Origin of the sequence: Erythrobacter epiphyticus (assembly GCF_034653295.1) — a bacterium.
In the GTDB taxonomy this organism is placed as follows: domain Bacteria; phylum Pseudomonadota; class Alphaproteobacteria; order Sphingomonadales; family Sphingomonadaceae; genus Erythrobacter.
In genome coordinates, this window is record NZ_JAYEEU010000007.1 from 125,198 (window position 1) to 151,976 (window position 26,779).

The window sequence follows — 26,779 nt, forward strand, 5'->3', positions numbered from 1 at the left end:
TAGGCCGGGCTTGGGCATCAGGGCGCAATCCTAGCGGTGGATCGCCCGCGTAGGAAAGCGCCCCTGATGAAAGGCCGCAGGCTAGAGCTGGCGCTTGTAAAGCGCGAGCAGATCCGCCTCGCCCTTGCGGGCAACCGGTGCGGCATAGGCCGGGCTATCGGGCACCATCCAGCCGTGATTGCCATTATAGACCGCGACAGTCGCGGCCACACCGGCCGCCTTGGCGGCCTCGGCGAAAGTCACCTTGTCCGCGGGTGCCTTGGCATCATCATCCTTGGCGACTGCAATCAGCAACCCGGCCTTGACCGTGCCCAGCAGCGCATGCGGGCTCATCGCATTATCCGGCCGCACCAGCCCGCCGCCGTGGAAGCTCGCCGCCGCCTTGACCCGCGCAGGCACCGCAGCCGCGCTCCACACCGTGAACGGCCCGCCCATGCAATAGCCCTGCGTGCCGATCCCGCGCGCCGGATCGACCGCCGCCTGCTGATCGAGCCATGCGGTGACGGCGCGGGTGTCGCTCATGATCGCTTCGGCATTGAGCTTGCCGCGCCACGGGTCAACCTTCTGGAAGCCGCCCTTGGCGATGAAATCGGCAAAATCCGCAAACTGCTCACCGGCGACATCGCGGTAATAGGGGTTCATCACCAGCACGGCATAGCCTTGCGCGGCGAGTTCGCGCGCCATCACGCGCTTGGCCTCGCGCAGGCTGGCAATATCCGGCCACAGGATGACAGCGGGATGCTTGCCTTCGGACGGATGCACGAAAAAGCCATCGGCTGTCCCGTCGGGGGTCGCAAAGGTTACCTTGCGCTCGGTGAGCGCTCCGGCCGCCGCGAGCGGCCCCGCTGCGCCGGCCGCCAGCACGCCTGCGCCTGTCAGCGCACCGAATTGGCGCCGTGACAGCGTCTCGCGCGCCCAGTTTTGCAGATTTGCCTCATCACACATGCCAGTCTCTCCGGTGCCCCGTCCGGGGGTCTGATAGGCCCAAGCAACATGGATGGACAAGCGCCCATTGGCTTGGCAACATAACATCCGAGAAGCGGGGAGAATTTTTATGAAGATGGCTTATCGGACATTGCTGCCAGCCGCACTGCTTGTGCTGGGCGGAGCGACAGCATGCGCCGATCTGTTCGGTTCGGGGGAACAGGGCGGGATCGATGGCGCGATGCTGCTGGCGGCCGATGCCGACAGTGCCAACTGGATCACCCACGGGCGCACCTATTCCGAACAGCGTTATTCCCCGCTCGACAAGGTCAATACAGACAATGTCGGCCAGCTTGGTCTGGCGTGGTATGCCGATATGGATACGGCGCGCGGGCAGGAGGCGACCCCGCTGGTGATCGACGGCAAGCTGTACCTCACCACCGCGTGGAGCAAGGTGAAGGCCTTCGACGCCACGACCGGCGCCAAGCTGTGGGAGTATGATCCCAAGGTTCCGGGCGAAACCGCCGTGAAGGCCTGCTGCGATGTCGTGAACCGCGGGCTGGCGGCTTACGGCGACAAGCTGTTTTTCGGGACGCTGGATGGCCGCCTGATCGCGCTCGACCGCGAGACGGGCAAGGTCGCGTGGGAAAAGGTCACGGTCGATCAGTCCAAGAGCTACACCATCACCGGCGCGCCGCGCGTGATTGATGGCAAGATCATCATCGGCAATGGCGGGGCGGAATTCGGCGTGCGCGGCTTTGTCGCGGCCTATGATGCCAATGATGGCGAGCAGCTGTGGAAGTTCTACACTGTTCCCGAAGGCGGCGATGCCAAAGATCAGCCCGCCTATCTCCAGAAGGCCGCGCAAACGTGGAACATGGATGTGCTCGGCGCCAATGACGCGATTGGCGGCGGGGGCACGGTGTGGGATTCGATGGCCTATGATCCCGCGCTTGATCTGCTCTACATCGGGGTGGGGAATGGCAGCCCGTGGAACCGCGCCTATCGCTCGCCCGGCAAGGACGGGACGGGCGAAGGCGATAACCTCTACCTTTCGAGCATCGTCGCGATCCGGCCCAAGACCGGCGAATATGTCTGGCATTACCAGACCACGCCGGGTGAAACCTGGGATTTCACCGCCACCCAGCACATCATGCTCGCCGACATGGAAATCGACGGGAAGCCGCGCAAGGTGCTGATGCAGGCACCCAAGAACGGCTTTTTCTATGTGATTGACCGCGAGACCGGCAAGTTCATCTCGGCCAAGCCCTATGTCAGCGTCAACTGGGCGAGCGGGATCGATCCCAAGACCGGCCGCCCGATCGAAAATCCCGAAACCCGCGTCGACAAGACGGGCAAGCCCGCGCTGGTCACCCCCGGTGCGCTCGGCGGGCACAATTGGCACCCGATGGCCTACAGCCCGCAGGAAAACCTCGTCTATATCCCGGCCTTCGAAGCGGGGATGATGTATGCCCCCGAAGCCAATTGGAAGCCCGATACCGCGCGTGGCTTCAATGTCGGCTTCAACCTCGGGGCGGGCGATCTGCCGCCCGATAATGGCTTCCGCAAACAGGTCGCAGGCAGCTTGCGCGGGATGCTGGTCGCGTGGGACCCGGTGGCGCAGAAAGCGCGCTGGACGGTCGAGCATCCGGGGCCGTGGAACGGCGGCTTGCTGGCGACCGGCGGCGGCCTTGTGTTCCAGGGCACCACGGGCAGCGAATTCAACGCCTATGATGCCGGCACCGGCAAGAAACTGTGGAGCTTCGCCGCGCAGACCGGCGTGGTTGCACCGCCGATCACCTACACCGTCAATGGCGAGCAATATGTCGCGGTGCTGGCGGGCTGGGGCGGCGCCTATGCCCTCTCGGTCGATGGCGATATCATCAACCGCAAGGCGCCGGTGCGCAACGTGTCGCGCCTGCTGGTGTTCAAGCTTGGCGGAACCGCGAAACTGCCGCCCGAACCGGCGCTGGCCGAGCTCCCGCTTGATCCCCCGCCGAGCACGGCTTCGGCAGAGCTGATTGCTGTGGGGCAAGCCAAGTATGGCCGCTATTGCGCGGTCTGCCATGCGCCGGGCGCGGTCGGCTCGACCGTGCTGCCCGATCTGCGCCGCGCCGGATCGCTCGAAAGCGCGCAGGCGTGGAATGCCGTGGTCGAAGGCGGGATGCTCAAGGACAATGGCATGGCGAGCTTTGCCGGATCGCTCTCCAAGCAGGAGATCGAGGCCATCCGCGCCTATGTGATTCACCGCGCCAACGAAGAGAAGGCGCTTGAGAGCACGAGGAAAATCGCGCAGAGGGACTAATCTCTCACAAAGTCAAAGGGTCGCAAACCATGATGATACGAAATACGGCGGTGCTGTCCGCCCTTGTGCTGCTGTTCGGCATGGGGGCGGGGGCACCCCAGCCCTCCTCCGCCCAGCCCGCCGCCAGCGCTCCGGCAGCGGGCGAATGGCGGACCTTCGTGACCGAAGCCTATCCCGGCAAGCGCGATTCGATCAGCTTTGTCGATGACACGCATGGCTGGTACGGCACCGGTGCGGGCGATCTGTTCGCCACCAAGGATGGCGGCACCACCTGGCAAAAGGTCGCCAGCCGTCCCGGCACCTTTGTGCGCGCGGTCGGCTTTCTCGATAGGAAGAATGGCTTCATCGGCAATATCGGCACGGATTACTACCCCGGCGTCATCGACGAAACACCGCTCTACCGCACCCGCGATGGCGGGGTGACATGGGAGGCGGTCGATACCGGCGAGGCGACAATCAAGGGCATCTGCGCGATCGACATCCTGCGCACCCAGCGCATCTATCAGGGCAAGCTGGTGCCCCGCACTGTCATCCACGCTGCCGGGCGCGTGGGCGGGCCGACGGGCATCCTGCGCTCGGTCGATGGCGGTGAGACCTGGTCGGTTATCGACATGCGCGCGCATGCGGGGATGATCCTCGACGTGAAGTTCTTCGATGAGAACACCGGGTTGGTGTTTGCCGCCACCAGCGCCGATGCCGCCGAGGCAGAAGGACTGGTGTTGCGGACCGAGGATGGCGGCAAGACATGGCGTGAGGTCTATCGCTCGGGCCGCACGCTCGAACTGATCTGGAAGGCCAGCTTCCCGGCAGGCGGGCCAACCGGCTATGCCACGGTGCAAAGCTACGATCCTAAGCGCGCGACCCAGCTGGTGATCCGCAGCGATGATCGCGGGGCGACCTGGCGCGAGATCGAAATGGCGCAGGATGCCAGCGCGCGGCAATTCGGCATCGGCTTCGTCAACGCCGATATCGGCTTTGTCGGCACCGCAGCCGGGGGCTTTGCCACCCGCGATGGCGGCAAAACGTGGGAACGCGCGCCGATTGCGCGGGCGGCTAACAAGTTCCAGACGGTGACAACCGGCAGCGGCGTACGGGTCTATGCCATTGGCACGCAAGTGCAGGCGATTGATCTGCCCGCACCCCCTAAAGGCTGATGATGGCGCGTGATCCCGACGATATCCGCAACTGGCAAAGGCGGCCCGACGGGATCACCACTTCCGGCAAACTCGAAGCGCATGATCCGCCGCGCCTCGCGGCCATTGGCGTGCGGCACGTGGGGAACCTCGCGCTGGACAGCCATCCCGAAGCCTTGGCGCAGGAGGCCGCGCTGCTCGCGGCCGAGGGGATCGCCTACACGCACATCCCGGTGCCCTTCGACGCGCCGACGCCTGCCCATGTCGCGGCGCTGGCCGAAGCGCTCGCCGCCCATCCGAGCCCGCATCATGTCCATTGCATCATGAACTGGCGGGTGACGGCGTTCCTCTACCTGCTCGACCGCGCGGGCGGCGTGCCCGAGCCTGAGGCCCGCGCGCGGATGGCAAAGGTGTGGAACCCGCTCGAGGACGAGACCGCGCCCGCCGTGTGGCGGGCATTGCTTACCTAACCTCTGAACACCACTGTCCGCGCGCCGTTCAGCAGCACGCGCTCTTCGACGAACAGCCGCACCGCTTCGGCGAGAACGCGGCGTTCGGTGTCGCGGCCCTTGCGCACGAGGTCTGCGGGGCTGTCGGCATGGGTGATGCGCTCGACATCCTGATGGATGATCGGGCCTTCATCGAGATCGGCGGTGACGAAATGGGCGGTCGCGCCGATGATCTTCACCCCGCGTTCGTGCGCCTGATGGTAGGGCCGCGCACCCTTGAAGCCGGGCAGGAAGGAGTGGTGGATGTTGATGCAGCGGCCTGCGAAATGGGCGGATTGTTCGTCCGAGAACACCTGCATGTAGCGCGCGAGCACGATCAACTCCGCGCCTGTCGCATCCGCCAGCGCGCGGAATTGCGCCTCGGCGGCAGGCTTGGTCTCGGGGGCGACGGGGATGTGGTGGAAGGGAATGTCGCCAATATCCACCCGGATCGCGGCCTCGCGCGGGTGGTTGGAAACGATTGCCACCGGATCGATGGCGAGTTCTCCCGTGCGCCAGCGGTAGAGCAGATCGACCAAGCAGTGATCGAACTTGCTGACAAGGATGATCGTGCGGCGCGGCCGGTCTTCGCGCGCCATTTTCCATTCCATCGCGAACTCGGCTGCCAGCGCGGCGAAATCCGCGCGCAGCCCTTCGGGCGTTGCGCCATCGGGATCGAACACCACGCGCATGAAGAAGCGGTCGGTTCCACCGACTTCCGCGCGGTCGTTGAACTGCTGCGCGTCGAGAATGTTGCACCCGCGCGCGAACAGGAAGCCGGTAACCCGTGCCGTGATGCCGGGCCGGTCTGCGCAGGCGAGCGTGAGGACGAGGGGTGTCGCCACCTTACCGCGCGAGCGCCGCCTCGCACTGGCTCATCAGCTCGGCGATGATGTCGGCAGCGGGCTCTTCCTTGGTGACCATGCCGACCGACTGGCCCGCCATGACCGAGCCGTTCTCGACATCGCCTTCGATCACTGCGCGGCGCAGCGCGCCAGCCCAGAAGTGCTCGATCTGCAATTGCGCTTCGCCCATGTCGACTTCGCCCGCATCGAGCAGCGCGGCGACTTCGCGCTGCTTGGCGGTGAATTCCTCGGTGCCCTTGTTCTTCAATGCGCGCACGGGGATCACCGGCAGGCGCGGATCGACCTGCACAGAGGCGACGGCTTCGCGGGCCGAGGCGCGGAAGAAGGCCTTCTTGAAATCGGGGTGGGCAATGCTCTCGGTCGCGCAGGCAAAGCGCGTGCCCAATTGCACGCCCGCCGCGCCCATTTCGAGGTAGGAGGCAATCGCCTCGCCCCGGCCAATGCCGCCCGCAACGAAGATCAGGTGCTGGCCCGCGAGTTCGGGCAGGATTTCCTGCGCCAGCACCGAGGTGGAGACCGGGCCGATATGGCCCCCTGCCTCCATGCCCTCGATCACCAGCGCATCCGCGCCCGAACGCAGTAGCTTCTTGGCGAGTGCCAGAGTCGGCGCGAAGCAGATCACCTTGATGCCGGAATCGTCCGCCTTGATCGCCTCGACGCTGCCCTTGGGCGGGATGCCGCCCGCCAGCACCACATGGGTGACGCCATGCTTGCGGCATACCGCGATCAGATCGAACAGCGCGGGGTGCATTGTGATGAGGTTGACGCCGAAGGGCTTGGTCGTGAGCGCCTTGGTCGCGGCGATTTCCGTATCGAGCAGTTCGGGCGTCATCGCCCCGCAGGCGATCACGCCAAAGCCGCCTGCGTTGGAGATTGCGGCGACAAGGTTGCGCTCGCTCACCCAGCTCATCGCGCCGCACAGGATCGCGGTCTCGCAGCCGAGGAAGTCGGTGCCGCGCTTCATCAGGGCGGCGGTCTTGGGATAGGTGCTCATGGGCGCGGCGCTTAGTCGGCTTCGGAGGAATAGACAATCCGCACGGCTGCGGCGGCTTGCTTGGCAAGTTCGACAGCAGCGGGCGCGTCGGCCGCGCGGGCCAGCGCCACCCCCATCCGGCGATAGGGCCGGGTGACGGGCTTGCCGAAGATCCGCACATCGGTGTCGCCGAGTGCGAGCGCTTCGGTGAGGCCCTCGAAAGCGAAGCTGTCGCTCTCGCGGTCGGCGAGGATCACCGCCGAGGCCGCAGGCTGCGCGGCGATGCTTTCCGACACGGGCAGGCCGAGGATCGCGCGGGCGTGGAGATCGAATTCGGTGAGGCTTTGCGAGGCGAGCGTCACCATCCCCGTATCGTGCGGGCGGGGCGAGAGTTCGGAGAAGATCACCTCCTCGCCGCGCACGAAGAACTCGACCCCGTAGAGCCCCCAGCCGCGCCCTCCGCCTTGCAGCGCCATCACGACCTTGGCGGCCATGTCCTGCGCAGCCGCCAGCGCGGCAGCGGACATGGCGGCAGGCTGCCAGCTTTCGCGGTAATCGCCGCGCTCCTGCCGGTGGCCGATCGGCGGGCAGAAGCTGATCCCGCCCGCATGGCGCACGGTCAGCAGGGTAATTTCATAGTCGAAGGCGATGAACTGTTCGCAGATCACCCGCGCCCGGTCCCCGCGCATATTGGCCACGGCATAGTCCCATGCGGCCTCCAAGGCCACGGGCCCATCGACTTTGCTCTGGCCCTTTCCCGATGAGGACATCACCGGCTTCATCACCAGCGGATAGCCGATGCGCGCGGCAATGGCCTGCGCTTCAGCGTAGCTTTCGGCATAGCCGTATTGCGAGGTCACGAGGCCCAGCTCGCCCGCCGCCAGATCGCGGATCGCATCGCGGTTCATGGTGAGCTGCGCGGCGCGCGCCGAGGGGACGATGGTGAAGCCCTCACCCTCAAGCTCGGCCAGCATTTCGGTGCGGATCGCCTCGATTTCGGGGACGATCAGATCGGGCCGATGCTTTTCGGCGGCCGCCCGCAGCGCCGCGCCATCCAGCATCGGGAAGACCTCGCGCCCATCCGCCACCTGCATCGCGGGGGCATCGTCGTAGCTGTCACAGGCAATCACCCGCGCCCCGAGGCGCTTGGCGGAAATGACGAATTCGCGGCCCAGCTCGCCCGAGCCGAGCAGCAGGATGGTGGCAATGTGGCTCATAGCCGCAAGGCTTTAGCCGCGCTGCATCCCAAGTCCAGAGGAAGGCACGACTTCGCTGCGCGGCAAGACCCCGCGCACCACCTGCCCGCCGCCGCCCGCACGCGCCATGACAAGGCCAAGCTCGGCTTCGCGCAAGGTCCAGTCGATGGTGCAGGCCACCGGGGCAAACCCGGCGCTGGCGGACAGCCGCAAGCTGCGCGATCCGGCGGGTGTCGTCAGCGAGGCGAAAGTGGTCAACACCTCGGCGCACCAGGCGCGCGCTGCGGCTTCATCACGGTGGGGCAGGATCACCCCGAACCTTTCCCCATCAAGCTGCGCGATCTCGCTTCCCGGCAGGGCCATGGTTTCCAGATAGCGGGCAAAGCCCCACAGGACTTCATCAACGGTGCGCTGGCCATAGCGCATCAGCAGCGCGCGCAGCCCGTCCACCGCCAGCACGGCCGCCATCTGCCCGCCGCCCCGCGCGAGGTGGCGGCTCAGGCTGGCGCAAAAGGCCTGCCGGTTGGCGAGCCCGGTCAGCGGATCGGTGACCGCGCGGCTGTGCAATTCCCCTTCGAGATTGCGCACCTGCTGCACCGAGCGCAGCAGGCCGAGCGCGCCTTCAGGCTCGCCCGAATGGCGCATCAGCGGTCGCAGGCTGAGCGCATACCAGCGCCGGCATCCGTGGTGATGGCGATGGCGCTGCGCGGGCGCTGCGCCCGGCGCATCTGGCGCGCAGACCATGATCGGAAATTCCACCCAGCCCACCAGCGGATGGCCTGCGAGCACGCCATTGACCTTGCTGCCGACAAAGGCCGCGTGATCGCGATCGGCCAGATCCGTGATGTGCGGCGGCACGAGACTGGCAGCGACATCAAGCCCGATCTCGGCGATGTTGGCCGAGGCATGGGCCAGAAAGCCGCGCTCGTCCAGACGAATGACAATATCCCCCGAAGCCTCCTCCAGCAATCCGTGCAGGATCTTGCCTTCGACTTCACTCAAACCAATTTTCATGCCCACCTGCCCCAAGGTTACAGCATGATGATCCGTATTCAGGTCACTGTGATTGTTAATCAGGTTAACTAGCAATATAAAAACAATCACTTTTTAATCAAAAGGATGTTATTTACTTGTTAGCTAGAGTAAGATTAACTAACTAAAAAACGAATCAACTGCTAAAGTTCGTTTACCATATTTCAGGCGAGGGCCACCTTTCCATACGCATTCACCGGGTCCGTAATCATCCCGAGGTGCGTCAGCAGGGCGGGTTTACAGTTCGAGCATGATCCGCACGGCGGTGGGCGACAGGTTGAAGGCACCCGCGATCCGCAGGCGGCATTCCTCGATCACGGCCTGCGATTCCGCATCCGCGACGGTCGCTTCCTGAAGTTCATCGGGGCTGACATCGAGCGCGGCGGCAATCGCGGCGATACGATCAGGCAAGGGACGCGCCTTGCCCTTTTCCCACGCCCATACCGTCGGCTTGCTGACCCCGAGCGCGCTGGCGACATCGGCCAGCGTCAGCCCGCGCTCCCGTCGCAAGCGATTGAGTTTGGCGCCGATTCCCGGCCCGAAAGGTTCGCGCACCGGGGGCGTCGGTTGCACCGCCGGTTCGGCTGGCGGCAGCGCGCGCAACTGCACGGCGGCGAGCGCCGCGCTGCTCAGGGCCGTCGCAAAAGCGCAGCCATAGAGCCGCTCGCTGCGCCACACGATCACGGCATCCACCGCACCGGCTTCGGGCAGATCAATCGTGAGGTTTTCGCCTAGGCTGAGTGTGAGGCTGGTTTCCAGCAAGAGGCCTGCGGCTGACAGGTTATGCACCGTGACATTGGTTTCAGCCCCGTCATCGAGCCGCCCGCTGGTGTCGAGCCGCAACGAACGCCGCGGATTGGCGCGCTGCCCCTCACCGCTCTGCAATCGTGCCTTTATCGCCATGTCGTGCCACTCCTCGGGAAGAGCAGCGAGTCTCAGGGCAAAAGGTTAACTGGTACCGTGCAAACATGGTTAACGGCGCCGCTGAGTGCCTAAAAGCTGATAACCGGTTAGCCGCGCGCGCAGGGGCGGCGTTCAGTCCTTGGCGTCGAGGCCATAGGCGGTGTGCAGCACCCGCACGGCAAGCTCGGTTTCGTCCTCGTCGATCATCACGCTGACCTTGATTTCGGAGGTGCTGATCGCCTGAATGTTGATGCCCCGGTCGCTCAACGCGCGAAACATCGTGCTGGCCACGCCCGCATGGCTCTTCATGCCGACGCCGACCACGCTGATCTTGGCGATCTTGTTATCGGTGATGATGCGGTTGAACCCGATCGCGCTGCGACGATCCTCCAGCAAGGCCTGCGCCCGCGCGAGATCGGACTGCGGCACGGTGAAGGTCACATCGGTCTCGCCCTTGTCGCGGCCGACGTTCTGGATGATCATGTCGACATTGATGCTGGCCGCGGCAAGCGGTTCGAAGATATTGGCCACCGCGCCGGGCCGGTCAGGCACACGAGTGAGGATGACCTTGGCTTCGTTCTTGTCATGCGCGATACCGGTTACAAGCTGGCGTTCCATCAGGCCCTTCTCCACCAATTCATCCATTTCCTCGTCCGACACGATCAGGGTGCCGGGCAGATCATCGGCAGGCGGCGCGCCTTCGCCGATAAAGCTCGACAGCACCTGCACCCGCACGCCTTCCTTCATGGCAAGGCCGACGCTGCGGGTCTGGAGCACCTTGGCGCCGACCGATGCGAGTTCGAGCATTTCCTCATAGGTCACCGCCTTCTGCTTCTTCGCCTTGGCGACGATGCGCGGATCGGTGGTGTAGACGCCGTCGACATCGGTGTAGATATCGCAGCGATCCGCCTTCACGGCGGCGGCCACGGCCACGGCGGAGGTGTCCGAACCGCCGCGCCCCAGCGTGGTGACCCGGCCCTCTTCGGACACGCCCTGAAAGCCGGGCACGACCGCGATCTCGCCCGCTTCGAGCGCCGCGAGCATGGCAGGCGCATCGATCGAATCAATCCGCGCCTTGGCGTGGGCTTCGATGGTGCGGATCGGCAATTGCCAGCCGAGCCAGCTGCGCGCCTTGCAGCCCAGCGCTTGCAGGGTGAGCGCCAGCAAGCCGCTTGTCACCTGTTCGCCGCTCGCCACCACCACATCATATTCCGCCGGATCGAACATCGGGTTCGCCTCGCGGCAGAAATTAACGAGGCGATCGGTCTCGCCCGCCATCGCGCTGACCACGACGACGACCTGATCGCGCGTGCCATCGGGCTTGGGCGCAGCCTGCGCGCGCACGATATTGGCAACGCGGCGGATGCGCTCGGTTCCGGCCATCGAGGTGCCGCCAAATTTCATCACTATTCGGGCCACGGTGTGCCTGCTCCCGCTGGTGAGTTGTCGTGCGCGCTGTTAGTGTCGGGGAATGGATAAGGCAAACGGAACAAATGTAACCATTCGCCCGGAAGAAGCGGCGTTCTTTTCGGGCCTCGCACGGGACTGGTGGAATCCCAAAGGCCCGATGGCGTCCTTGCATCAGGTGAACCCGGTGCGGCTGGGCTTTGTCCGTGATGCCATTGATGCGCATTGGCCCGATGCCGCGCGCGCGGCCAAGCCGCTGGCGGGCAAGGCCGCGCTCGATATCGGGTGCGGCGCAGGCCTGCTGTGCGAGCCGCTGGCGCGGCTTGGCGCCGAGGTGACCGGGGTGGATGCTGCTGCCGATAACATCGCGGCGGCCAGCGCCCATGCCGAGGCGATGGGGCTCGATATCCGCTACATGGCGGGCGAGGTCGGCGGACTGGATATCGGCACCTTCGATTGCGTCACCTGTGTCGAGGTGATCGAACATGTCGCCGACAAGCCGGCCTTCCTTCGCGACGTCGCGGCGCGGCTGGCCCCTGACGGATTGCTCGTCATGTCCACCCCCAACCGCACGGCGGCTTCGCGGGTGCTGCTCGTCGGCGCGGCGGAGGCAGTTGGCTATGTGCCCAAGGGCACGCACCACTGGGAGGATTTCATCACTCCTGACGAACTCACCGCCTTGCTGGGCGAGGTGGGCCTGACGGTGACGGAAACGCGCGGTATCGCCTGGCGCCCCGGCAAGGGCCTGCACCTGTCAGACGATATGGCGCTGAATTATATTCTTTCGGCCAAGCGCGCCTGATTCACCACTTCCGTTCGCCCTGAGCTTGTCGAAGGGCCGCACTTTCTTTGACACGACGTTCGAAGAAAAAGGCCGTGCTTCGACAAGCTCAGCACGAACGGAGTTAAGGGCAAACCCGCCCTTTCAGCGCCCCGTCGCTGAACACGCCTGCAACGCCTGCCGCCCTGAGCATCCCGGCAAGCCGCACATCGCCGCAGCCCCGCCCCTTGGGATCAGCGCCGCTGCGCAAGCTCACGGGGAGAAATTCGTTCTCCGGCCGCACCGTCCACGCATGCACCGCAAGGCCTGCCGCCTTGGCATCGGCAACCAGCGGCGTCGGCGTGCCATCGGGCCCTAGCACCAGCGCGATATGCGCGCCGATCGCATCGGCATATTGCGCAATCTCGGCAAGGCCGGCCGGCGTGATCATCTCGGCATAGCGCTGCGCCGGCTCATCCGCCGGGCCGCTGATCGGGGCCAGCAGCTGCACCAGCCGGAAATCGCCGCGCTGCTTCAAGCGGCGCAGCGGAGCGATTTCAAAGCTCTGGATGAACAGCGGATCAGCCGCGGTCAGGCCCAGCGCCTTGAGATCGCGCAGCAGCAGATCGACCAGATCAATCCGTTCGGTCTGGAGCATGAAGGTCGGGTGCTTGAGTTCGGGATAAAGCCCGATCCGCCGCCCGGTTTCCGCTTCCTTGGCGCGCACCAGTTGCACGATCTCGGCAAAGGTCGGCACGGGATAGAGCCCGTCATAACGGATGTTCGCCGGCCGCAGCGAAGGGATGCGCTCCTTGGCGCGCAGCGTGCGCAATTCGGCGAGCGTGAAATCCTCCGCAAACCAGCCCGCCACGCGCTGACCATCAATGGTCTTTTCGCGGCGGCGGTCCTCGAACTCGGGGCGGCTGGCAACATCGGTGGTGCCTGAAAGCTCGTTCTCGTGGCGGGCGACCAGCACGAGATCCTTGGTCGCGACAAGATCGGGTTCGATGTAATCGGCGCCGCGATCAATCGCCAGCTCGTAGGCGGCAAGCGTATGCTCGGGACGATCCGCACTCGCCCCGCGATGCGCGATGACGAGCAGATCGCTCTCCCCCGCCGCCGCCAGCACCGGAGCTGCCAGCCCCAGGGCCGCTGCCGCCATCAATCGAGCAAGACGCGCCATTCATCCTCCTTGAAGCCCACCAGCAGCCCGCCGGCATGTTCGGCAATCGGCCGTTTGATTACCGAGGTGTGCTGGACGAGCAAAGCGACAGCCGTGTGACTATCCGCGGCCGCGGCCTGTTCCGCCTCGGAGAGCTTGCAAAAGGTCGTGCCCTTGCGGTTGACGATCTGATCAAGCCCCGCCGCCGCGATCCAACTGGCGAGCTTGGCGGGGTCGGCGCCTTCCTTTTTGTAATCATGGAAGGTGTAGGCGAGCCCGTGACGCTCAAGCCAGACACGCGCCTTCTTCACCGTGTCGCAATTGGGGATGCCGTAGAGGTCGATATGAGACATTGATATTCCTGATAGTCTGCTGGCCGGACTCGACGCCAGACTGCCTATGTCACAAAATCACGGCGGCTTTGCCATCGTTTTGAAAAAAGCTGCCATTCAACAACCGACCCCATTGTTGACATAGAAATCACATGGTTCGAGGCTATCGCAATGCGAGATCAAGAGGTTTGTAATGTCGAAGATCATGATTGCGTTGAGAAATGCGATGCTCGGTTCGACAGCCACGCTTATGGCGCTCGAATGGGCAGGAACCGCCTCGTTGACTCGAGAGATCGGGATGGCGTTTTCACTAGCGATTCTTCTGACTGTCTATACGTCGTTCGATCAGCCAAAGGCTGATATTTCGCGCTAAATTCTAGGGACTTAGCCTGGGAGACCAACAAATGATACTGTTGATGATAGCGCAGGCAACGCGCGTGTTGGGAGGCGATCCGGCCGAGGGCACCGACCATACTCAACAGGTCGCCATCGTCGCCGAGTTTTTGGCAGGGGAGCAAAGCGCGGTCAGCCCTTCAGTTATGATTTTGAACCGCGATAACCCGAACCTGGTCACGATGGCCGATCTTCGATCGTATGCTTCTGAATGCCCAATCAAAGAGATAACGGCGGTGCCCAGCGCCAGTAAACCACTGCCCATTGCTGTAAGCTGGTCGTGTCTGCGCTTCATCGAAGTCGACGGACAGGCAAAGTGGGAGGAGCGGAGCGCGGGCTTCTGGGTTGAAGGTGGAACGATCACAAAGATCACCTTCGGGACGCCGCCGACCATAGAGCTTGAAGATGTGCGAAAGGGCGCGGCAAAACGTCTGCGTGAGCGAGCTCAAGAAGGTCAATGACCTCGGCCGTATGATAAGCCTCATGGCAGGAATCCACCCACTTCCCGTCATTCGCAATTCGCGCTGGCCATCCCAGAAGCGGTCATCCAATCAATTTTTGTGCGGAAAGCCTGACAGGTTTCACGCAATTGGGGATGCCGTAGAGGTCGATACGAAGCATTGATATTCCTGATAAATTATCCCATTACAGGGGTGCTGGAGCGGGAATGCCCATGCGGCATATCTGCGGGCATGGTGGGGGCGAGCTGGCCCGGTCTTGTCGCGGTGCACGGCACTTGAGCCGGGAAACGGGACAGGAAACAGCAGATCATCGGAGGTTCGGGAGCATGTTTGCAGCAATGGCCAGAACACCGGCCTGCTGGGCCATTCTGGCCGCACTGGCTTTCAGCGCACGCCCTGCTGCCGCGCAAGATGCGCCTCTCGTCGTCGATCCGGACGAGCCCTTGGACATCGAGATTGATGGCACGATGCTGGCCGTGTCGCTGCACACCGGAAGCATCAACAATCTGACGCTTTATCCCGAGGCGACGGCTCGCCTCGCGATCAAGCCGGTGCCCATGTTCGGGAACTGGCGTTTGTCGATAGGGCAGACCAAAGTCCTGAGCGGACGGAGCCGCGCGACAAGGGTCATTCTCGAAGGCATCCCCTACCGAACGCGCGTGGTCTGGCTTGAAGGCGCAACGGGGGTGACGGGTGATGGCACGATCGGGCCCTTGGCGATCCCGGCCGATCATGTCGCGATCCGGCTGGGCGGCGCGAAGACCACCGTCCACAGCTTCCCCATGCTCGGCGTGATCAACAGCGAAGTGGGGACCGGCTTTGCCCATGATGGCGGCAAGATGCGCGTTGTCTTCGCGGTGGAGGCCACGGGCCGCTATCCCATTGCCTCGGCTGCAGCCGGGGCAGACATTGCCAAAGCCTATGCGGGCGTCCCCACGGACGAAGTCTGGGACGAGCCCATCGTCTTCGGGATCCGAAGGCCGGTGCGGCTGGTTCGGCTTGGCCGCCCACTGGTGATCGGGCCGTTCCGATTCGATGCCATTGCCGTGCGTGTGCGCGATCGGCTGGATGGAGCAGGCTCGGGCGATAAGCTCCCGGAACCGCCCGATCCTGATGCCGATGCGGATCGGTCAGAGATCATCGTCACCGGTCCTGACAAGAAGGGGCAACGGCCGATCTACTCGCTCACGATCGGGCGCCCTTTCCTGCAGCAATGCGGCATCCTGGAATATCGCAAGGCCGCACAGGAAATCCGGCTCAGCTGCTAGGGCGCCGGCACCTGCGCCCGGAGGCTGTGGTGTGACAGCAGGCAGGCTGGATCACGCCCGCGGCGACAGGTGCGCATCGGCAATCGCCACCGCCAGCGCATCGGCCGCATCCGCGCCGGTGATGACAACGCCGGGCAGCAGTACCTTGACCATCGCAGCGACCTGCGGCTTTTCCGCGCGGCCCGTGCCCACCACCGATTTCTTCACCAGCCGCGCGGCGTGTTCGGCAACCGCCAGATTGTGCCGCCCGCAGGCCGCCAGCACCGCGCCGCGCGCCTGCGCCAGCTTGAGAGTCGATTGCGGGTTGGTGTTGAGGAACACCTCCTCGCACGCCGCGCGGTCGGGCGCATATTGCCCGATCACCGCCGCGACCGCGGCGTGGAGATGGTCGAGCCGCGCCGTCATCGCCGCCTTGGGATCGGTCTTGATCTCGCCATTGGCGATGTGGCTGATCCGCGCGCCTTCGATGCGGATCAGCCCCCAGCCGGTGCAGGACAGCGAGGGATCAAGCCCGAGGATGATCATCAGTCCTCCCCCCGGGGGGGAGGGGGACCACCCGAAAGGTGGTGGAGGGGCCCGCACGGCTTCTCGGACACCGGCGCAGAGACGGCAAGCAGCCCCCGCCCCTCCACCATGCTGCGCATGGTCCCCCTCCCCGTGCCGGGGAGGATCAGGAGAGCTTCTCCATCACATCGTCCGGGATATCGTAATTGCCCCACACGGTCTGGACGTCATCATCATCGTCGAGCGTGTCGAGCAGCTTCATCAGCGTGCCCGCGGTGGCTTCATCGACCGCGACGGTGAGCGAGGGCTTCCACGCCAGCTTCACATTATCCGCCGGGCCAAGCACCTTTTCGAGCGCGCCCGCCACGCCATGCAGCGCATCCGCCGCCGTCCACACGGTGTGCCCGTCCTCGGAGGATTCGACATCATCCGCGCCCGCTTCGATCGCGGCTTCGAGCATGGTTTCCTCATCGCCCGCGCCGGCCGGATATTCGATCAGCCCGCGCCGTTCGAAGCCATGCGACACCGAACCTTCGCTGCCGAGATTGCCACCGTTCTTGCTGAACGCGGTGCGCACATTGGTGGCGGTGCGGTTGCGGTTGTCGGTCAGCGCCTCGACGATCAGCGCCACCCCGCCCGGGCCGTAACCTTCGTAGCGCACTTCGGCATAATCCTCGCCCCCGGCCATCCCGGCCTTGTCGATGGCGCGCTGGATATTGTCCTTGGGCATGGACTGCGCCTTGGCGGCGTTGACCGCGAGGCGCAGGCGCGGGTTCATGTCGGGATCGGGCAGGCCCATCTTGGCCGCCACGGTGATCTCGCGGCTCAGCTTGGAGAACATTGCCGAGCGTTTCTTGTCCTGCGCACCCTTGCGGTGCATGATGTTCTTGAATTTGGAATGGCCTGCCATGGGAATTGCTTCACTGCTGGGGTTGGAAAACAGGCGCAGGCCTTACTCCGATGGTTGACGCTGGCGCAAGGGCACTGTTTTCGCGCGACGCGCTGGTTGCCCTCCCCGCGCTGACCGCGGCGGCGCGGATCGCCGATGCGATGCGCTTTGCGCTGCGGCCGACGCCCTATGCCGCACGCCACCCGTGGGATGCCGCGCTGCTTGCAGCGCTTGTCGTGATGCTGGCGCTCAATCTGGCGATGAACGGGGCGGCGATCGGGCTGCTTGAGGCGTTGGACAAGGCAATGGGCCTGCTGCCGCCTCCCTTGCCCGAGACCCGCACGCCCGGCACGATGGCCTTGTCCGCCGTGATCTTCGCCCCCGTTCTGGAAGAAGCGCTCCACCGCGGCTGGATGAACGGGCGCATCGCAGCCTTGCGCTTTGCCGCTTTCGGCTTTGCCGCGACGGCGTGCCTGCTGGCCGGCCTTGCTCTGCCTGAACAAGGGCAGAAATTGACGCTGCTGCTGGCGGTGCTGATCGCGCTGACAGGCTTGGCGCAATGGCTCCACACCCGCGCGCGCGACACCGCGGTGCCGCAGTGGTTCACCCGCCATTTCGCGCTGCTGGTGTGGGGCGGCAGCCTGATCTTTGCCGCGATCCACCTTGGCGCCTACGCACCGCTGGCCCACCCGCTCGGCGTGCTGGTTGTCACCCCGCAACTGATCGGCGGGGTGATCCTGTGCTACGTCCGCACGCGGCTGGGCCTGCGCGCCGCGATGCTGCACCACGCCGCCTATAATGCGGTGATGCTGGCGCTGGAGGCCTGGGTCTAGATCCTGACAGCCGTGCCGCTGGCCGAGACCATCAGCATCGAGCCGTTGGCGCCGATCACCTCGTAATCGAGATCAACCGCGACCACCGCATTGGCACCCATCGCGGCCGCTTCGGCCTGTAATTCCTGAATCGCTTCGGTGCGGGCGCGCGAGAGCACCTGTTCGTAGGAACCCGCCCGCCCGCCGACAATGTCGCGGATCCCGGCAAACAGATCGCGGAACAGGTTGGCCCCGACAATCACCTCACCGGTGACAATGCCGCAATATTCCTGAATCGGACGCCCTTCGAGCGTCGGCGTGGTCGAAACGATAATTCCGCGTGCGTCTTTCCAAGGCGATGCCATGGGTGCCCTCCTCTTGCTGTGTTAGAATATTAACACAGCCCCATGGCCCTGCAAAGACGCCATTTGTGAAGCGCTTACACCATGCCAAGCGCGGCCTTGTAGGTTTCGAGCAGCATGTCCTGCTCGCTGCGATCATCGGGCTTCATTTTGCGCAGACGCACGATCTGGCGCATGATCTTGGGGTCGTAACCCACCGCCTTCGCCTCGGCATAAACATCGCGGATATCATCAGCGATGCCCTTCTTCTCTTCCTCGAGCCGTTCGATCCGCTCGATCAGCAGGCGCAGGCGATCATCGGCGGCGTTGGCGTTGTCAGACATCGGGGAATCTCCATCAGATACAGAATCAGTTGCCTGTCCCGATAGCCCCCGATCCTGACCGAATGAACCGCTGGCGCAAATTAATCCTGTGCGTTTTTGGCGATGCTGGCTTCCATCGCCGCCAGCTGTTCGGGCGTGGCGGGGGACTGGAAGCGCGCCTTCCATGCATCCGCGGGCATGCCGTGGATCACTTCGCGCGCGGCAGCCTTGTCACCAGCAAAGCCGCCCTCGATGATCCAGTCGGCAAGGCAATTGCGACAGAACCCGGCAAGGCCCATCAGCTCAATATTCTGGGCATCGTGGCGGTGGCGCAGGTGGCGCACCAGGCGGCGAAACGCCGCCGCGGCGACCGCATCATCAAGCGTGTCGAGCGCGTCTGTATTGCTATTCATCCCGGCATTCCTTTCCGCTGGCCCTTGAGTTGCAACACGTCTGTGCCATAGCCCAGCCCAACCAAAGGAACAGCCTCACTTATGGCAAGACGCGACCATACCCGCATTGATCCGCGTGGCCGCAAGGTCAAGATTCTCGCGACCATCGGCCCGGCGAGCCGTTCACCGCAGATGCTCGAACGCCTGCTGCGTGCCGGGGCCGACGCCTTCCGCGTCAATATGAGCCACGGCGCGCACGACGATCACGCCGCCGCGATCCAGGCGATCCGCGCGCTCGAAAAGCAGGTCGGGCGCCCGATCACCATCCTCGCCGATCTGCAAGGGCCCAAGCTGCGCGTGGGCACCTTTGCCAACGGGCAGGCGGTGATCCGCCATTCGGGCCACTTCACGCTCGATCGCGACCCTGCGCCCGGTGATGACACCCGCGTGCATCTGCCGCACCCCGAATTGTTCGGCATTCTCGAACGCGGTCAGCGGCTGCTGATCAATGATGGCAAGATCCGCCTCAAGGTGCTCGAAGCCGATGACACGCGCATCCTGTGCAGCGCCGAAGTCGGCGGGGTGATCTCGGATCGCAAGGGCGTGAATGTGCCCGATGCCGAAGTGCCGATCCCGGCCTTGACCGAGAAAGACCGCCGCGATCTCGCCTTTGCGGTGGAACATGGTGCGGACTGGATCGCGCTCAGCTTCGTGCAGCGCCCCGATGACCTCGCCGAAGCGCGCAAGCTGATCGCGGCGCGCAACGCGGCGCTTGGCCCGGCGCTGTGCGCCAAGATCGAAAAGCCGATGGCGGTGAAGCGGCTCGATGAAATCATCGAGATGGCCGATGGCATCATGGTGGCACGCGGCGATCTGGGGGTGGAGCTTGAACCCTACGAAGTCCCGCCGCTGCAAAAGCGGATCGTCAACGCGGCGCGCCGCGCGGGCAAGCCAGTGATCGTCGCGACCCAGATGCTCGAATCGATGATCGAAAGCCCCTCGCCTACCCGCGCCGAAGTGTCGGACGTGGCCAACGCGGTCTATGACGGCGCGGACGCGGTGATGCTTTCGGCGGAAAGCGCGGCGGGGGCATGGCCCGAGGAATCCGTGGCGATGATGGATGCGATCGCCACGCAGGTCGAAAATGATCCCGAATATAAAGGCCGGGTTCGCTTTCTCGACACCCCGCCCGATGCGACCACGTCGGACGCACTCAGCCATGCCTGCATGACGATTGCCGATACGCTGCCGATCAGCGCGATCACGGTGTTCACCACCAGCGGATCGACGGTGCGGCGGGTGGCGCGCGAACGGCCCGCCACGCCGATGCTGGTGCTCACCCCGTCGGTGAAGACCGCGCGCAAGGTCGGGCTCTTGTGGGGCGCCCATGCGGTGACAACCCGCGACATCGACAGTTTCGAAGAGATGATCGGCAAGGGCAAGCGCATGGCGCTGCGGCACGGCTTCGGCAGCGCGGGCAGCAAGGTGATTGTGCTTGCCGGGGTGCCGTTTGGCACGCCGGGCAGCACCAACCTGCTGCACATCGTCACCATCGCGGGTGACGAGCTGGAAAAGCACCGTAGCTAGGCAGCAGCGGCAGCCGCGCGCAACCGGGCGCGGGCCTCGGCCTCGCCGATGAGCGGCAGCAATTCGCCCATGTCGGGGCCATGGTCCATACCGGTCAGCGCTTGGCGCAAGGGCAGAAACAGCGTCTTGCCCTTACGCCCGGTCGCGTCCTTGAGGGCGGCGGTGAGTGCGCCCCACGGATCTTCGCCCCATGCAAGCGTATCTGCCGCCTGCGCGAGAAAGGCGCGGTCTTCTGCCGTGAAATCGCGCCCCTCGATCGGCCCGGTGACCAACCGCCACCATTCCGCGGCCTCGGCCACATGGGCAAGGTTGGGCTGCACCGCATGCCAGCCCGCCGCATCCATGCCCGCAGGCAGGCGATCCTTGACCGCGTCATAAGGCAATTGGTGGACAATCGCGGCGTTGAGCCGTTCGAGATCCGCTTCGTCAAACTTCGCCGGGGCGCGGCCGAAGGTCGACAGATCAAAACTCGCCGTCAGCACCGCACGATCGGCAATCGGCTCGATCGGCTGCGAGGTGCCCAGCCGGGCGAGCAACGCGATGATGGCTTCGGGCTCGATCCCCTGTTCGCGGAAGGCATCGCAACCAAGCGAGCCCAAACGCTTGGACAGCTTGCCTTCCTTGCCCACCAGCAGGGCTTCATGCGCGAAAGCGGGAAGCGTTTTTGCTGCACCCTCATTTGCAGCAAAGCCCGCAGCAAAAAGTGCGGTAAAGATCTGAATTTGCACCGCCGTGTTCGAGACATGGTCCTCGCCGCGCAGGACGTGCGTGACGCCCATATCGATATCATCGACCGCGCTTGGCATCATGTAGAGCCACGAACCGTCAGCGCGGCGGATCACCGGATCGGACAGCTGGCTGGCGGCAAACTTCTGCGCGCCGCGGATGCCATCATCCCATGTGATCGGCTCGTCATGATCAAGCTTGAAGCGCCAGTGCGGGCGTTCCCCTGCCGCTTCCTTGGCCGCGCGCTCTTCATCCGTCAGCGCGAGCGCGGCGCGATCATAGATCGGGGGCAAGCCCCGGCCGAGCGCGATCTTGCGCTTCACGTCGAGCTCCTGCGCGGTTTCATAGGCCGGGTAAATGCGCCCCGCTGCGCGCAGGGCCTCGAACGCGGCTTCGTAGCGATCGAGCCGCGCCGACTGGCGCTCCTCGCGGTCCCAATTCAGGCCCAGCCAGGTCAGGTCGGCCTTGATCCCGTCGACATATTCCTCGCGGCTGCGCTCGGCGTCGGTGTCGTCGATCCGCAGGATGAAGGTGCCGCCCGCTTGCCGCGCCAGCATCCAGTTATGCAGCGCGGTGCGGATATTACCAACATGGAGCCGGCCGGTCGGCGAAGGGGCAAAACGGGTGGTGATCATGCGCGCTCGGTAGAGCGCTGCGGGGAGTCTCGCAAGGATTAGCGCGCCCGCAGTTCCGCCGCGGCGAGCGCAAGCGCCGCCTCCCACAGGCGCGGGGCGCGATCAGCGCGGATCAGGCCGGTGATCGCGGCTTCAAAGCCCACGCGGTCGCCGCGCCCGGCGGCATCGACGAAAGCCCCGATGGTCGCCTCGTCAGGGCTGAGGAGGCCGCAGCAGAAGCGCGAGACGCAGATATTCTCGGGCTAGCTTGCTGCAATCACCTGCGCGAGCATCAGCGCCTTGGCAGCGATTTCGACGCCGCCGAGCTTCACCGCCAATTCCGGCACGGGATCGCGCCCGACCCGTTCGTGCAGCGCAATCAGCCGCAAGGCATGGACGTAACGCCCGCCGAGCGGCCCGAGTCTTTCGAGCCGCGGTGGCACGGCCAGCGCAGCAATGGTCTGGCGGGAAGCGGTGGTGGGGCGGTGCTGGGACATGAAACCTCGCAAGGGAGCCTAAAAGCCGGGATGACTCCGTGTTATCATTTTGCGAGTGATTTGCAATAGCGATCTATGCAGCACAGGCTGGCCCACGAAAAACCCCGCCAGAGCGATGCTCGGGCGGGGCCTTTCTCGTGCAGCCGTAAGGCGATGCGGGCTTATTCTTCGCCCGCGTCGTCCACGTCAGCCGCCGGAGCGGCCGCAGCCATCGCCGCCATCGCTGCCTTCATCTTCTCTTCCGAGCCGATGGCATCCGCCACCGGTTCGGCTTCACGCTGGCCCGAAGCGGCAAGGGCATCCTGCTGCTTCTTCCACGCCGCCTTGAGCGCGGCATCGCGGCTGTTCGCCGTGACGCGCAGGCGGTTCATGCCCGCGCCCGTACCGGCGGGGATGAGACGGCCGACGATCACGTTTTCCTTCAGACCGATCAGCGTGTCCTTCTTCCCTTCAACCGCCGCCTGCGTCAGCACGCGGGTGGTTTCCTGGAACGAAGCCGCCGAGATGAACGAGCGCGTCTGGAGCGAGGCCTTGGTGATGCCGAGCAGCACCGGGGTGCCCTGTGCCGGTTCCTTGCCCTTCGCCAGCTTGCCGTTCACTTCGAGCATCTCGGCCAGATCGACCTGCTCGCCCGGCAGCAGGGTGGTATCCCCGCCATCGGTGATCTCGACCTTTTGCAGCATCTGGCGAACGATCACCTCGATGTGCTTGTCGTTGATCTTCACGCCCTGCAAGCGATAGACTTCCTGGATCTCGTTGACGAGATATTCGGCCAGCGCTTCGACGCCCAGCACCTCGAGGATGTCGTGCGGGTTGGGCGAGCCGGAAATCAGGGTGTCCCCCTTCTTCACGTAGTCGCCTTCCTGCACGTCGATCACCTTGGTCTTGGGGATCAGGTACTCGACGGGTTCACCCTCCTCGGGAATGATCGCGATCTTGCGCTTCGCCTTGTATTCGCGGACGAATTCGATCCGGCCGGAAATCTTGGCGATGATCGCGACATCCTTGGGCATGCGCGCTTCGAAGAGTTCCGCCACGCGCGGCAGACCGCCGGTGATGTCGCGGGTCTTGGCGGCTTCGCGGCTGGCACGGGCCAGAATATCGCCCGCTTCCACCGTGTCACCATCCGCAACCGACAGCGTCGTGCCCGGAGCAAGCATGTAACGTGCCGCTTCGGTCTCGCCGCCGCCTTCACCAAGCAAGGTCATGCGCGGACGCAGATCTTCCTTCTTCTTGCGGCCCGTCGCACGGTTTTCCGTGACGACGCGCTGGGCAATGCCGGTGGCATCATCAACCGCTTCTTCGAGCGTGATGCCCTCGATCAGGTCCTGATACTTCACCACACCCGATTGCTCGGTGATGATCGGCAGGGTGAAGGGGTCCCACTCGGCGAGACGATCGCCGATCTTCACATGATCGCCATCCTTGAACATCAGCACGGTACCATAGGGCACCTTGTGCATTTCGCGCTCGCGCCCTTCGGCGTCGATCACCGCGATCTCGCCATTGCGGGCAAGGCTGAGGATGCGGCCACGCTTGTCGGTGATGGTCGGCATGTCACGCAGGGTCACGCGGCCTTCCGAAATCGCTTCAAGGTGCGAGGTTTCGTTGAGCTGCGCCGCACCGCCGATGTGGAAGGTCCGCATCGTCAGCTGCGTGCCGGGCTCACCGATCGACTGCGCGGCGATCACGCCGACAGCTTCCCCGATGTTCACCGGCGTACCACGCGCCAGATCGCGCCCGTAACAGGTCGCACAGACGCCCTGCTCGGCTTCGCAGATCAGCGGCGAGCGGATCTTGGCCGACTGGACTTCAGCCGCCTCGATTTCCTTCACCATCGCTTCGTCAAGCAGCGTGCCGGCCTTGACGATCACCTCGCCGGTGGCGGCGTTGATGATGTCTTCGGCCACGGTGCGGCCAAGGATACGCTCACCCAGCGAGGCAATCACCGAACCGCCCTGCACGATGGCGCGCATTTCGAGCGCGTTCTGCGTGCCGCAATCTTCCTCGACGATGACGCAATCCTGCGACACGTCGACGAGACGGCGGGTCAGGTAACCCGAGTTCGCCGTCTTCAACGCGGTGTCCGCGAGGCCCTTACGGGCACCGTGGGTCGAGTTGAAGTATTCAAGAACGGTCAGACCTTCCTTGAAGTTCGAGATGATCGGCGTTTCGATGATCTCGCCCGAAGGCTTGGCCATCAACCCGCGCATCCCGGCGAGCTGCTTCATCTGCGCCGGGCTACCACGCGCCCCGGAGTGGCTCATCATGTAGATCGAGTTGATCTGGGCTTCCTTGCCCGTTTCGGCATCGATCGGCTGCGCCTTGATCTCGGCCATCATCGCGTCGGCAACCATGTCACCGCACTTCGACCAGGCGTCGATCACCTTGTTGTACTTTTCCTGCTGGGTGATGAGGCCGTCCTGATATTGCTGTTCGTAGCCAGCAACCAGTTCCTTGGTCTCTTCCACCAGCTTGATCTTGGCATCGGGGATGATCATGTCATCCTTGCCGAAGCTGATCCCCGCCTTGAACGCGTGACGGAAGCCCAGCGCCATGATGGCGTCGGCGAACAGCACGGTGTCCTTCTGACCGGTGTGGCGATAGACCTGGTCGATCACGTCGCCGATCTCGCGCTTGGTGAGCAAGCGGTTGACGATGTCGAAGGGCACCTTGTGGCTCTTCGGCAGGCATTCGCCGATCAGCATGCGGCCCGGGGTGGTGACAAAGCGCTGCATCGCCACAACCCCGTTTTCATCGGCCTGCGGGACGCGGGCGATGATCTTGGTGTGGAGCGTGACCGCCTTGGCTTCAAGCGCCTGGTGCACTTCGGCCATATCGGCAAAGCGCGGCAGCTTCTCGATCTTGGTGCCGTCCTTTTCCTCGATGAATTCAGGGTGCTTTTCCTGACGTTCCATCGAGAGATAATAGATCCCCAGCACCATGTCCTGCGAAGGCACGATGATCGGCTTGCCGTTAGCAGGCGAGAGGATGTTGTTGGTCGACATCATCAGCACGCGCGCTTCAAGCTGGGCTTCCAGCGACAGCGGCACGTGGACCGCCATCTGGTCACCGTCGAAGTCGGCGTTGAAGGCCGAGCAGACCAGCGGGTGCAGCTGGATCGCCTTGCCTTCGATCAGCACGGGTTCGAAGGCCTGGATGCCCAGACGGTGCAGCGTCGGCGCGCGGTTGAGCAGAACCGGGTGTTCGCGGATCACCTCGTCGAGGATGTCCCAGACTTCCTTGCGCTCCTTCTCGACCCACTTCTTGGCCTGCTTGAGGGTCATGGAGAGACCCTTGGCATCCAGACGGGCGTAGATGAACGGCTTGAACAGCTCCAGCGCCATCTTCTTCGGCAGGCCGCACTGGTGCAGCTTGAGTTCCGGCCCGGTCACGATCACCGAACGGCCCGAATAGTCAACGCGCTTGCCGAGCAGGTTCTGACGGAACCGGCCCTGCTTGCCCTTGAGCATGTCGGACAGCGACTTGAGCGGACGCTTGTTGGCGCCGGTGATGACACGGCCGCGGCGGCCATTGTCGAACAGCGCGTCAACCGCTTCCTGCAACATGCGCTTTTCGTTGCGCACGATGATATCCGGCGCGCGCAGTTCGATCAGGCGCTTCAGGCGGTTGTTACGGTTGATCACACGACGATAGAGGTCGTTGAGATCCGAGGTCGCAAAGCGGCCACCATCGAGCGGCACCAGCGGGCGCAGTTCAGGCGGAATGACCGGGATGACATCAAGGATCATCCATTCGGGGCGGTTGCCCGAATCGATGAAGCTTTCGACAACCTTGAGACGCTTGATGATCTTCTTGGGCTTGAGCGCCGACTTGGTGGTGGCAAGCTCTTCGAGCAGGGCTTCACGCTCGGCTTCGAGATCAAGCTCGGCCAGCATGGTCTTGACCGCTTCGGCACCAATCGCTGCCGAGAACGCATCTTCGCCATATTCGTCCTGCGCATCGAGGAGTTCATCCTCGGTGAGCAGCTGATACTTCTCCAGCGGGGTCAGGCCCGGCTCGATCACCACATACTTTTCGAAGTAGAGGATCGCTTCGAGCTGCTTGAGCTGCATGTCGAGCAGCAGGCCGATGCGCGAGGGCAGCGACTTCAGGAACCAGATGTGCGCGACGGGCGCGGCCAGTTCGATGTGGCCCATGCGCTCACGGCGGACCTTGGTGACAGTGACTTCGACGCCGCACTTTTCGCAGACGACGCCCTTGTACTTCATGCGCTTGTACTTGCCGCACAGGCACTCGTAGTCCTTCACCGGGCCGAAAATGCGCGCGCAGAACAGGCCGTCACGCTCCGGCTTGAAGGTGCGGTAGTTGATCGTTTCCGGCTTCTTGATCTCGCCATAGGACCACGAGCGGATACGCTCGGGGCTCGCGATGCCGATCTGGATCTGGTCAAAGGTTTCCGGCTTGGCCAGCTGGTTGGTGAATTTGGTCAGGTCGTTCATGACATAATTCCCTTAGGGGGATGAATTT

The 26,779-nt window shown here is 64.2% G+C and carries 25 protein-coding genes and 1 pseudogene; 9 read left to right on the plus strand and 17 right to left on the minus strand.

Going from position 1 to position 26,779, the window contains the following annotated elements:
• Positions 1–81 precede the first annotated feature (81 nt).
• Complete coding sequence (locus tag SOQ14_RS06140; RefSeq protein ID WP_322897177.1) at positions 82–945, minus strand: dienelactone hydrolase family protein; 864 nt, start codon at positions 943–945, stop codon at positions 82–84.
• Positions 946–1,060: 115 nt separating this feature from the next.
• Between SOQ14_RS06140 and SOQ14_RS06145 the strand changes: the two genes are divergently transcribed.
• Genes SOQ14_RS06145 through SOQ14_RS06155 form a run of 3 tightly spaced genes read left to right on the plus strand, consistent with a single transcriptional unit; the run spans position 1,061 to position 4,832 of the window.
• A complete protein-coding gene (locus SOQ14_RS06145; protein ID WP_322897847.1) occupies positions 1,061–3,229 on the plus strand; it encodes a PQQ-dependent dehydrogenase, methanol/ethanol family in 2,169 nt (722 codons plus the stop codon).
• 29 nt (positions 3,230–3,258) lie between these two features.
• Positions 3,259–4,383: a WD40/YVTN/BNR-like repeat-containing protein gene (locus tag SOQ14_RS06150; protein WP_322897178.1), complete on the plus strand. Its 1,125-nt coding sequence runs from the start codon at positions 3,259–3,261 to the stop codon at positions 4,381–4,383.
• A 2-nt stretch (positions 4,384–4,385) separates the two neighbouring features.
• Complete coding sequence (locus SOQ14_RS06155; protein WP_322897179.1) at positions 4,386–4,832, plus strand: protein-tyrosine phosphatase family protein; 447 nt, start codon at positions 4,386–4,388, stop codon at positions 4,830–4,832.
• On the opposite strand, the gene purU is transcribed toward SOQ14_RS06155, so the two are convergent.
• The 6 genes from purU to SOQ14_RS06185 all read right to left on the minus strand — a co-directional run bounded on the left by purU (position 4,829) and on the right by SOQ14_RS06185 (position 11,239).
• Positions 4,829–5,695: a formyltetrahydrofolate deformylase gene (gene purU / locus SOQ14_RS06160; protein ID WP_322897180.1), complete on the minus strand. Its 867-nt coding sequence runs from the start codon at positions 5,693–5,695 to the stop codon at positions 4,829–4,831. The genes SOQ14_RS06155 and purU overlap by 4 nt on opposite strands.
• Position 5,696: 1 nt before the next feature.
• Positions 5,697–6,710, minus strand: a complete 1,014-nt coding sequence (locus SOQ14_RS06165) for an NAD(P)H-dependent flavin oxidoreductase (RefSeq protein WP_322897181.1) — start codon at positions 6,708–6,710, stop codon at positions 5,697–5,699.
• 11 nt (positions 6,711–6,721) lie between these two features.
• Positions 6,722–7,906 (minus strand): formate-dependent phosphoribosylglycinamide formyltransferase, encoded by a 1,185-nt coding sequence (gene purT / locus SOQ14_RS06170; protein ID WP_322897182.1) that lies wholly within the window; start codon positions 7,904–7,906, stop codon positions 6,722–6,724.
• A 12-nt stretch (positions 7,907–7,918) separates the two neighbouring features.
• The gene (locus tag SOQ14_RS06175) at positions 7,919–8,899 is read right to left on the minus strand and encodes a GGDEF domain-containing protein (protein ID WP_322897183.1); all 981 of its coding nucleotides are present in this window, start codon (positions 8,897–8,899) and stop codon (positions 7,919–7,921) included.
• 255 nt (positions 8,900–9,154) lie between these two features.
• On the minus strand, positions 9,155–9,820 hold the full coding sequence (locus SOQ14_RS06180; RefSeq protein ID WP_322897184.1) for a helix-turn-helix domain-containing protein: 666 nt from the start codon (positions 9,818–9,820) through the stop codon (positions 9,155–9,157).
• Between the two features lie 132 nt (positions 9,821–9,952).
• Positions 9,953–11,239: an aspartate kinase gene (locus SOQ14_RS06185; protein WP_322897185.1), complete on the minus strand. Its 1,287-nt coding sequence runs from the start codon at positions 11,237–11,239 to the stop codon at positions 9,953–9,955.
• A gap of 52 nt (positions 11,240–11,291) precedes the next feature.
• Between SOQ14_RS06185 and ubiG the strand changes: the two genes are divergently transcribed.
• Complete coding sequence (ubiG, locus tag SOQ14_RS06190; protein ID WP_322897186.1) at positions 11,292–12,029, plus strand: bifunctional 2-polyprenyl-6-hydroxyphenol methylase/3-demethylubiquinol 3-O-methyltransferase UbiG; 738 nt, start codon at positions 11,292–11,294, stop codon at positions 12,027–12,029.
• Positions 12,030–12,132: 103 nt separating this feature from the next.
• Here the strand turns inward: ubiG and SOQ14_RS06195 are convergent, their stop codons facing one another.
• Positions 12,133–13,170, minus strand: a complete 1,038-nt coding sequence (locus tag SOQ14_RS06195) for a glycerophosphodiester phosphodiesterase family protein (protein ID WP_322897187.1) — start codon at positions 13,168–13,170, stop codon at positions 12,133–12,135.
• A complete protein-coding gene (locus SOQ14_RS06200; RefSeq protein WP_322897188.1) occupies positions 13,149–13,502 on the minus strand; it encodes an arsenate reductase in 354 nt (117 codons plus the stop codon). The genes SOQ14_RS06195 and SOQ14_RS06200 overlap by 22 nt, the downstream gene beginning before the upstream one ends.
• A 172-nt stretch (positions 13,503–13,674) precedes the next feature.
• Here SOQ14_RS06200 and SOQ14_RS06205 point away from each other — a divergent pair, with 172 nt between their 5' ends.
• From SOQ14_RS06205 to SOQ14_RS06215, 3 genes are all read left to right on the plus strand, one after another.
• Positions 13,675–13,854 carry a hypothetical protein gene (locus tag SOQ14_RS06205; protein ID WP_322897189.1) on the plus strand — a complete coding sequence of 60 codons (180 nt, stop codon included), beginning with the start codon at positions 13,675–13,677 and terminating at the stop codon, positions 13,852–13,854.
• A 31-nt stretch (positions 13,855–13,885) separates the two neighbouring features.
• Positions 13,886–14,335 (plus strand): hypothetical protein, encoded by a 450-nt coding sequence (locus SOQ14_RS06210; RefSeq protein ID WP_322897190.1) that lies wholly within the window; start codon positions 13,886–13,888, stop codon positions 14,333–14,335.
• 338 nt (positions 14,336–14,673) lie between these two features.
• The gene (locus SOQ14_RS06215) at positions 14,674–15,603 is read left to right on the plus strand and encodes a hypothetical protein (RefSeq protein WP_322897191.1); all 930 of its coding nucleotides are present in this window, start codon (positions 14,674–14,676) and stop codon (positions 15,601–15,603) included.
• Positions 15,604–15,654: 51 nt separating this feature from the next.
• On the opposite strand, the gene ruvC is transcribed toward SOQ14_RS06215, so the two are convergent.
• Together ruvC and SOQ14_RS06225 are read right to left on the minus strand one after the other, a co-directional pair.
• Positions 15,655–16,128, minus strand: coding sequence for a crossover junction endodeoxyribonuclease RuvC (gene ruvC / locus SOQ14_RS06220; RefSeq protein WP_322897192.1), 474 nt, complete (start codon positions 16,126–16,128; stop codon positions 15,655–15,657).
• A 145-nt stretch (positions 16,129–16,273) separates the two neighbouring features.
• Entirely contained in the window at positions 16,274–17,017 is a 744-nt protein-coding gene (locus SOQ14_RS06225; protein ID WP_322897193.1) for a YebC/PmpR family DNA-binding transcriptional regulator, read from the minus strand.
• A gap of 50 nt (positions 17,018–17,067) precedes the next feature.
• On the opposite strand from SOQ14_RS06225, the gene SOQ14_RS06230 reads away from it, so the two are divergent.
• Complete coding sequence (locus tag SOQ14_RS06230) at positions 17,068–17,829, plus strand: CPBP family glutamic-type intramembrane protease (protein WP_322897194.1); 762 nt, start codon at positions 17,068–17,070, stop codon at positions 17,827–17,829.
• On the opposite strand, the gene SOQ14_RS06235 is transcribed toward SOQ14_RS06230, so the two are convergent.
• From SOQ14_RS06235 to SOQ14_RS06245, 3 genes are all read right to left on the minus strand, one after another.
• Positions 17,826–18,173, minus strand: a complete 348-nt coding sequence (locus tag SOQ14_RS06235) for a heavy metal-binding domain-containing protein (RefSeq protein ID WP_322897195.1) — start codon at positions 18,171–18,173, stop codon at positions 17,826–17,828. The two genes, SOQ14_RS06230 and SOQ14_RS06235, sit on opposite strands and share 4 nt — an antisense overlap.
• Positions 18,174–18,247: 74 nt before the next feature.
• Positions 18,248–18,493, minus strand: a complete 246-nt coding sequence (locus tag SOQ14_RS06240) for a DUF2312 domain-containing protein (RefSeq protein ID WP_322897196.1) — start codon at positions 18,491–18,493, stop codon at positions 18,248–18,250.
• A gap of 80 nt (positions 18,494–18,573) precedes the next feature.
• A complete protein-coding gene (locus SOQ14_RS06245) occupies positions 18,574–18,885 on the minus strand; it encodes a DUF1244 domain-containing protein (protein ID WP_322897197.1) in 312 nt (103 codons plus the stop codon).
• Between the two features lie 81 nt (positions 18,886–18,966).
• Between SOQ14_RS06245 and pyk the strand changes: the two genes are divergently transcribed.
• Positions 18,967–20,451: a pyruvate kinase gene (gene pyk / locus SOQ14_RS06250; RefSeq protein ID WP_322897198.1), complete on the plus strand. Its 1,485-nt coding sequence runs from the start codon at positions 18,967–18,969 to the stop codon at positions 20,449–20,451.
• Here the strand turns inward: pyk and gltX are convergent.
• The 3 genes and pseudogenes from gltX to rpoC all read right to left on the minus strand — a co-directional run.
• Positions 20,448–21,812, minus strand: a complete 1,365-nt coding sequence (gene gltX / locus SOQ14_RS06255) for a glutamate--tRNA ligase (RefSeq protein WP_322897199.1) — start codon at positions 21,810–21,812, stop codon at positions 20,448–20,450. The two genes, pyk and gltX, sit on opposite strands and share 4 nt — an antisense overlap.
• Positions 21,813–22,054: 242 nt before the next feature.
• Positions 22,055–22,288 carry a hypothetical protein gene (locus SOQ14_RS06260; protein WP_322897200.1) on the minus strand — a complete coding sequence of 78 codons (234 nt, stop codon included), beginning with the start codon at positions 22,286–22,288 and terminating at the stop codon, positions 22,055–22,057.
• Between the two features lie 316 nt (positions 22,289–22,604).
• A pseudogene (gene rpoC, locus SOQ14_RS06265) lies at positions 22,605–26,751 on the minus strand (DNA-directed RNA polymerase subunit beta'); the annotation flags it as partial.
• Positions 26,752–26,779: the final 28 nt, after the last annotated feature.

Bases quoted from the DNA above. Each gene is read 5' to 3' on its own strand.
- SOQ14_RS06225 (WP_322897193.1), bottom strand. From the start codon at position 17,017: ATGGCAGGCCATTCCAAATTCAAGAACATCATGCACCGCAAGGGTGCG.
- SOQ14_RS06195 (WP_322897187.1), bottom strand. From the start codon at position 13,170: ATGGCGCGTCTTGCTCGATTGATGGCGGCAGCGGCCCTGGGGCTGGCA.
- SOQ14_RS06175 (WP_322897183.1), bottom strand. From the start codon at position 8,899: ATGAAAATTGGTTTGAGTGAAGTCGAAGGCAAGATCCTGCACGGATTG.
- SOQ14_RS06210 (WP_322897190.1), top strand. From the start codon at position 13,886: ATGATACTGTTGATGATAGCGCAGGCAACGCGCGTGTTGGGAGGCGAT.
- SOQ14_RS06140 (WP_322897177.1), bottom strand. From the start codon at position 945: ATGTGTGATGAGGCAAATCTGCAAAACTGGGCGCGCGAGACGCTGTCA.
- SOQ14_RS06215 (WP_322897191.1), top strand. From the start codon at position 14,674: ATGGCCAGAACACCGGCCTGCTGGGCCATTCTGGCCGCACTGGCTTTC.
- SOQ14_RS06205 (WP_322897189.1), top strand. From the start codon at position 13,675: ATGTCGAAGATCATGATTGCGTTGAGAAATGCGATGCTCGGTTCGACA.
- SOQ14_RS06150 (WP_322897178.1), top strand. From the start codon at position 3,259: ATGATGATACGAAATACGGCGGTGCTGTCCGCCCTTGTGCTGCTGTTC.
- ruvC (WP_322897192.1), bottom strand. From the start codon at position 16,128: ATGATCATCCTCGGGCTTGATCCCTCGCTGTCCTGCACCGGCTGGGGG.
- SOQ14_RS06245 (WP_322897197.1), bottom strand. From the start codon at position 18,885: ATGAATAGCAATACAGACGCGCTCGACACGCTTGATGATGCGGTCGCC.
- SOQ14_RS06230 (WP_322897194.1), top strand. From the start codon at position 17,068: ATGGTTGACGCTGGCGCAAGGGCACTGTTTTCGCGCGACGCGCTGGTT.
- SOQ14_RS06240 (WP_322897196.1), bottom strand. From the start codon at position 18,493: ATGTCTGACAACGCCAACGCCGCCGATGATCGCCTGCGCCTGCTGATC.
- SOQ14_RS06180 (WP_322897184.1), bottom strand. From the start codon at position 9,820: ATGGCGATAAAGGCACGATTGCAGAGCGGTGAGGGGCAGCGCGCCAAT.
- gltX (WP_322897199.1), bottom strand. From the start codon at position 21,812: ATGATCACCACCCGTTTTGCCCCTTCGCCGACCGGCCGGCTCCATGTT.
- purT (WP_322897182.1), bottom strand. From the start codon at position 7,906: ATGAGCCACATTGCCACCATCCTGCTGCTCGGCTCGGGCGAGCTGGGC.
- SOQ14_RS06155 (WP_322897179.1), top strand. From the start codon at position 4,386: ATGGCGCGTGATCCCGACGATATCCGCAACTGGCAAAGGCGGCCCGAC.
- SOQ14_RS06200 (WP_322897188.1), bottom strand. From the start codon at position 13,502: ATGTCTCATATCGACCTCTACGGCATCCCCAATTGCGACACGGTGAAG.
- ubiG (WP_322897186.1), top strand. From the start codon at position 11,292: ATGGATAAGGCAAACGGAACAAATGTAACCATTCGCCCGGAAGAAGCG.
- SOQ14_RS06165 (WP_322897181.1), bottom strand. From the start codon at position 6,710: ATGAGCACCTATCCCAAGACCGCCGCCCTGATGAAGCGCGGCACCGAC.
- pyk (WP_322897198.1), top strand. From the start codon at position 18,967: ATGGCAAGACGCGACCATACCCGCATTGATCCGCGTGGCCGCAAGGTC.
- SOQ14_RS06260 (WP_322897200.1), bottom strand. From the start codon at position 22,288: ATGTCCCAGCACCGCCCCACCACCGCTTCCCGCCAGACCATTGCTGCG.
- SOQ14_RS06145 (WP_322897847.1), top strand. From the start codon at position 1,061: ATGGCTTATCGGACATTGCTGCCAGCCGCACTGCTTGTGCTGGGCGGA.
- SOQ14_RS06235 (WP_322897195.1), bottom strand. From the start codon at position 18,173: ATGGCATCGCCTTGGAAAGACGCACGCGGAATTATCGTTTCGACCACG.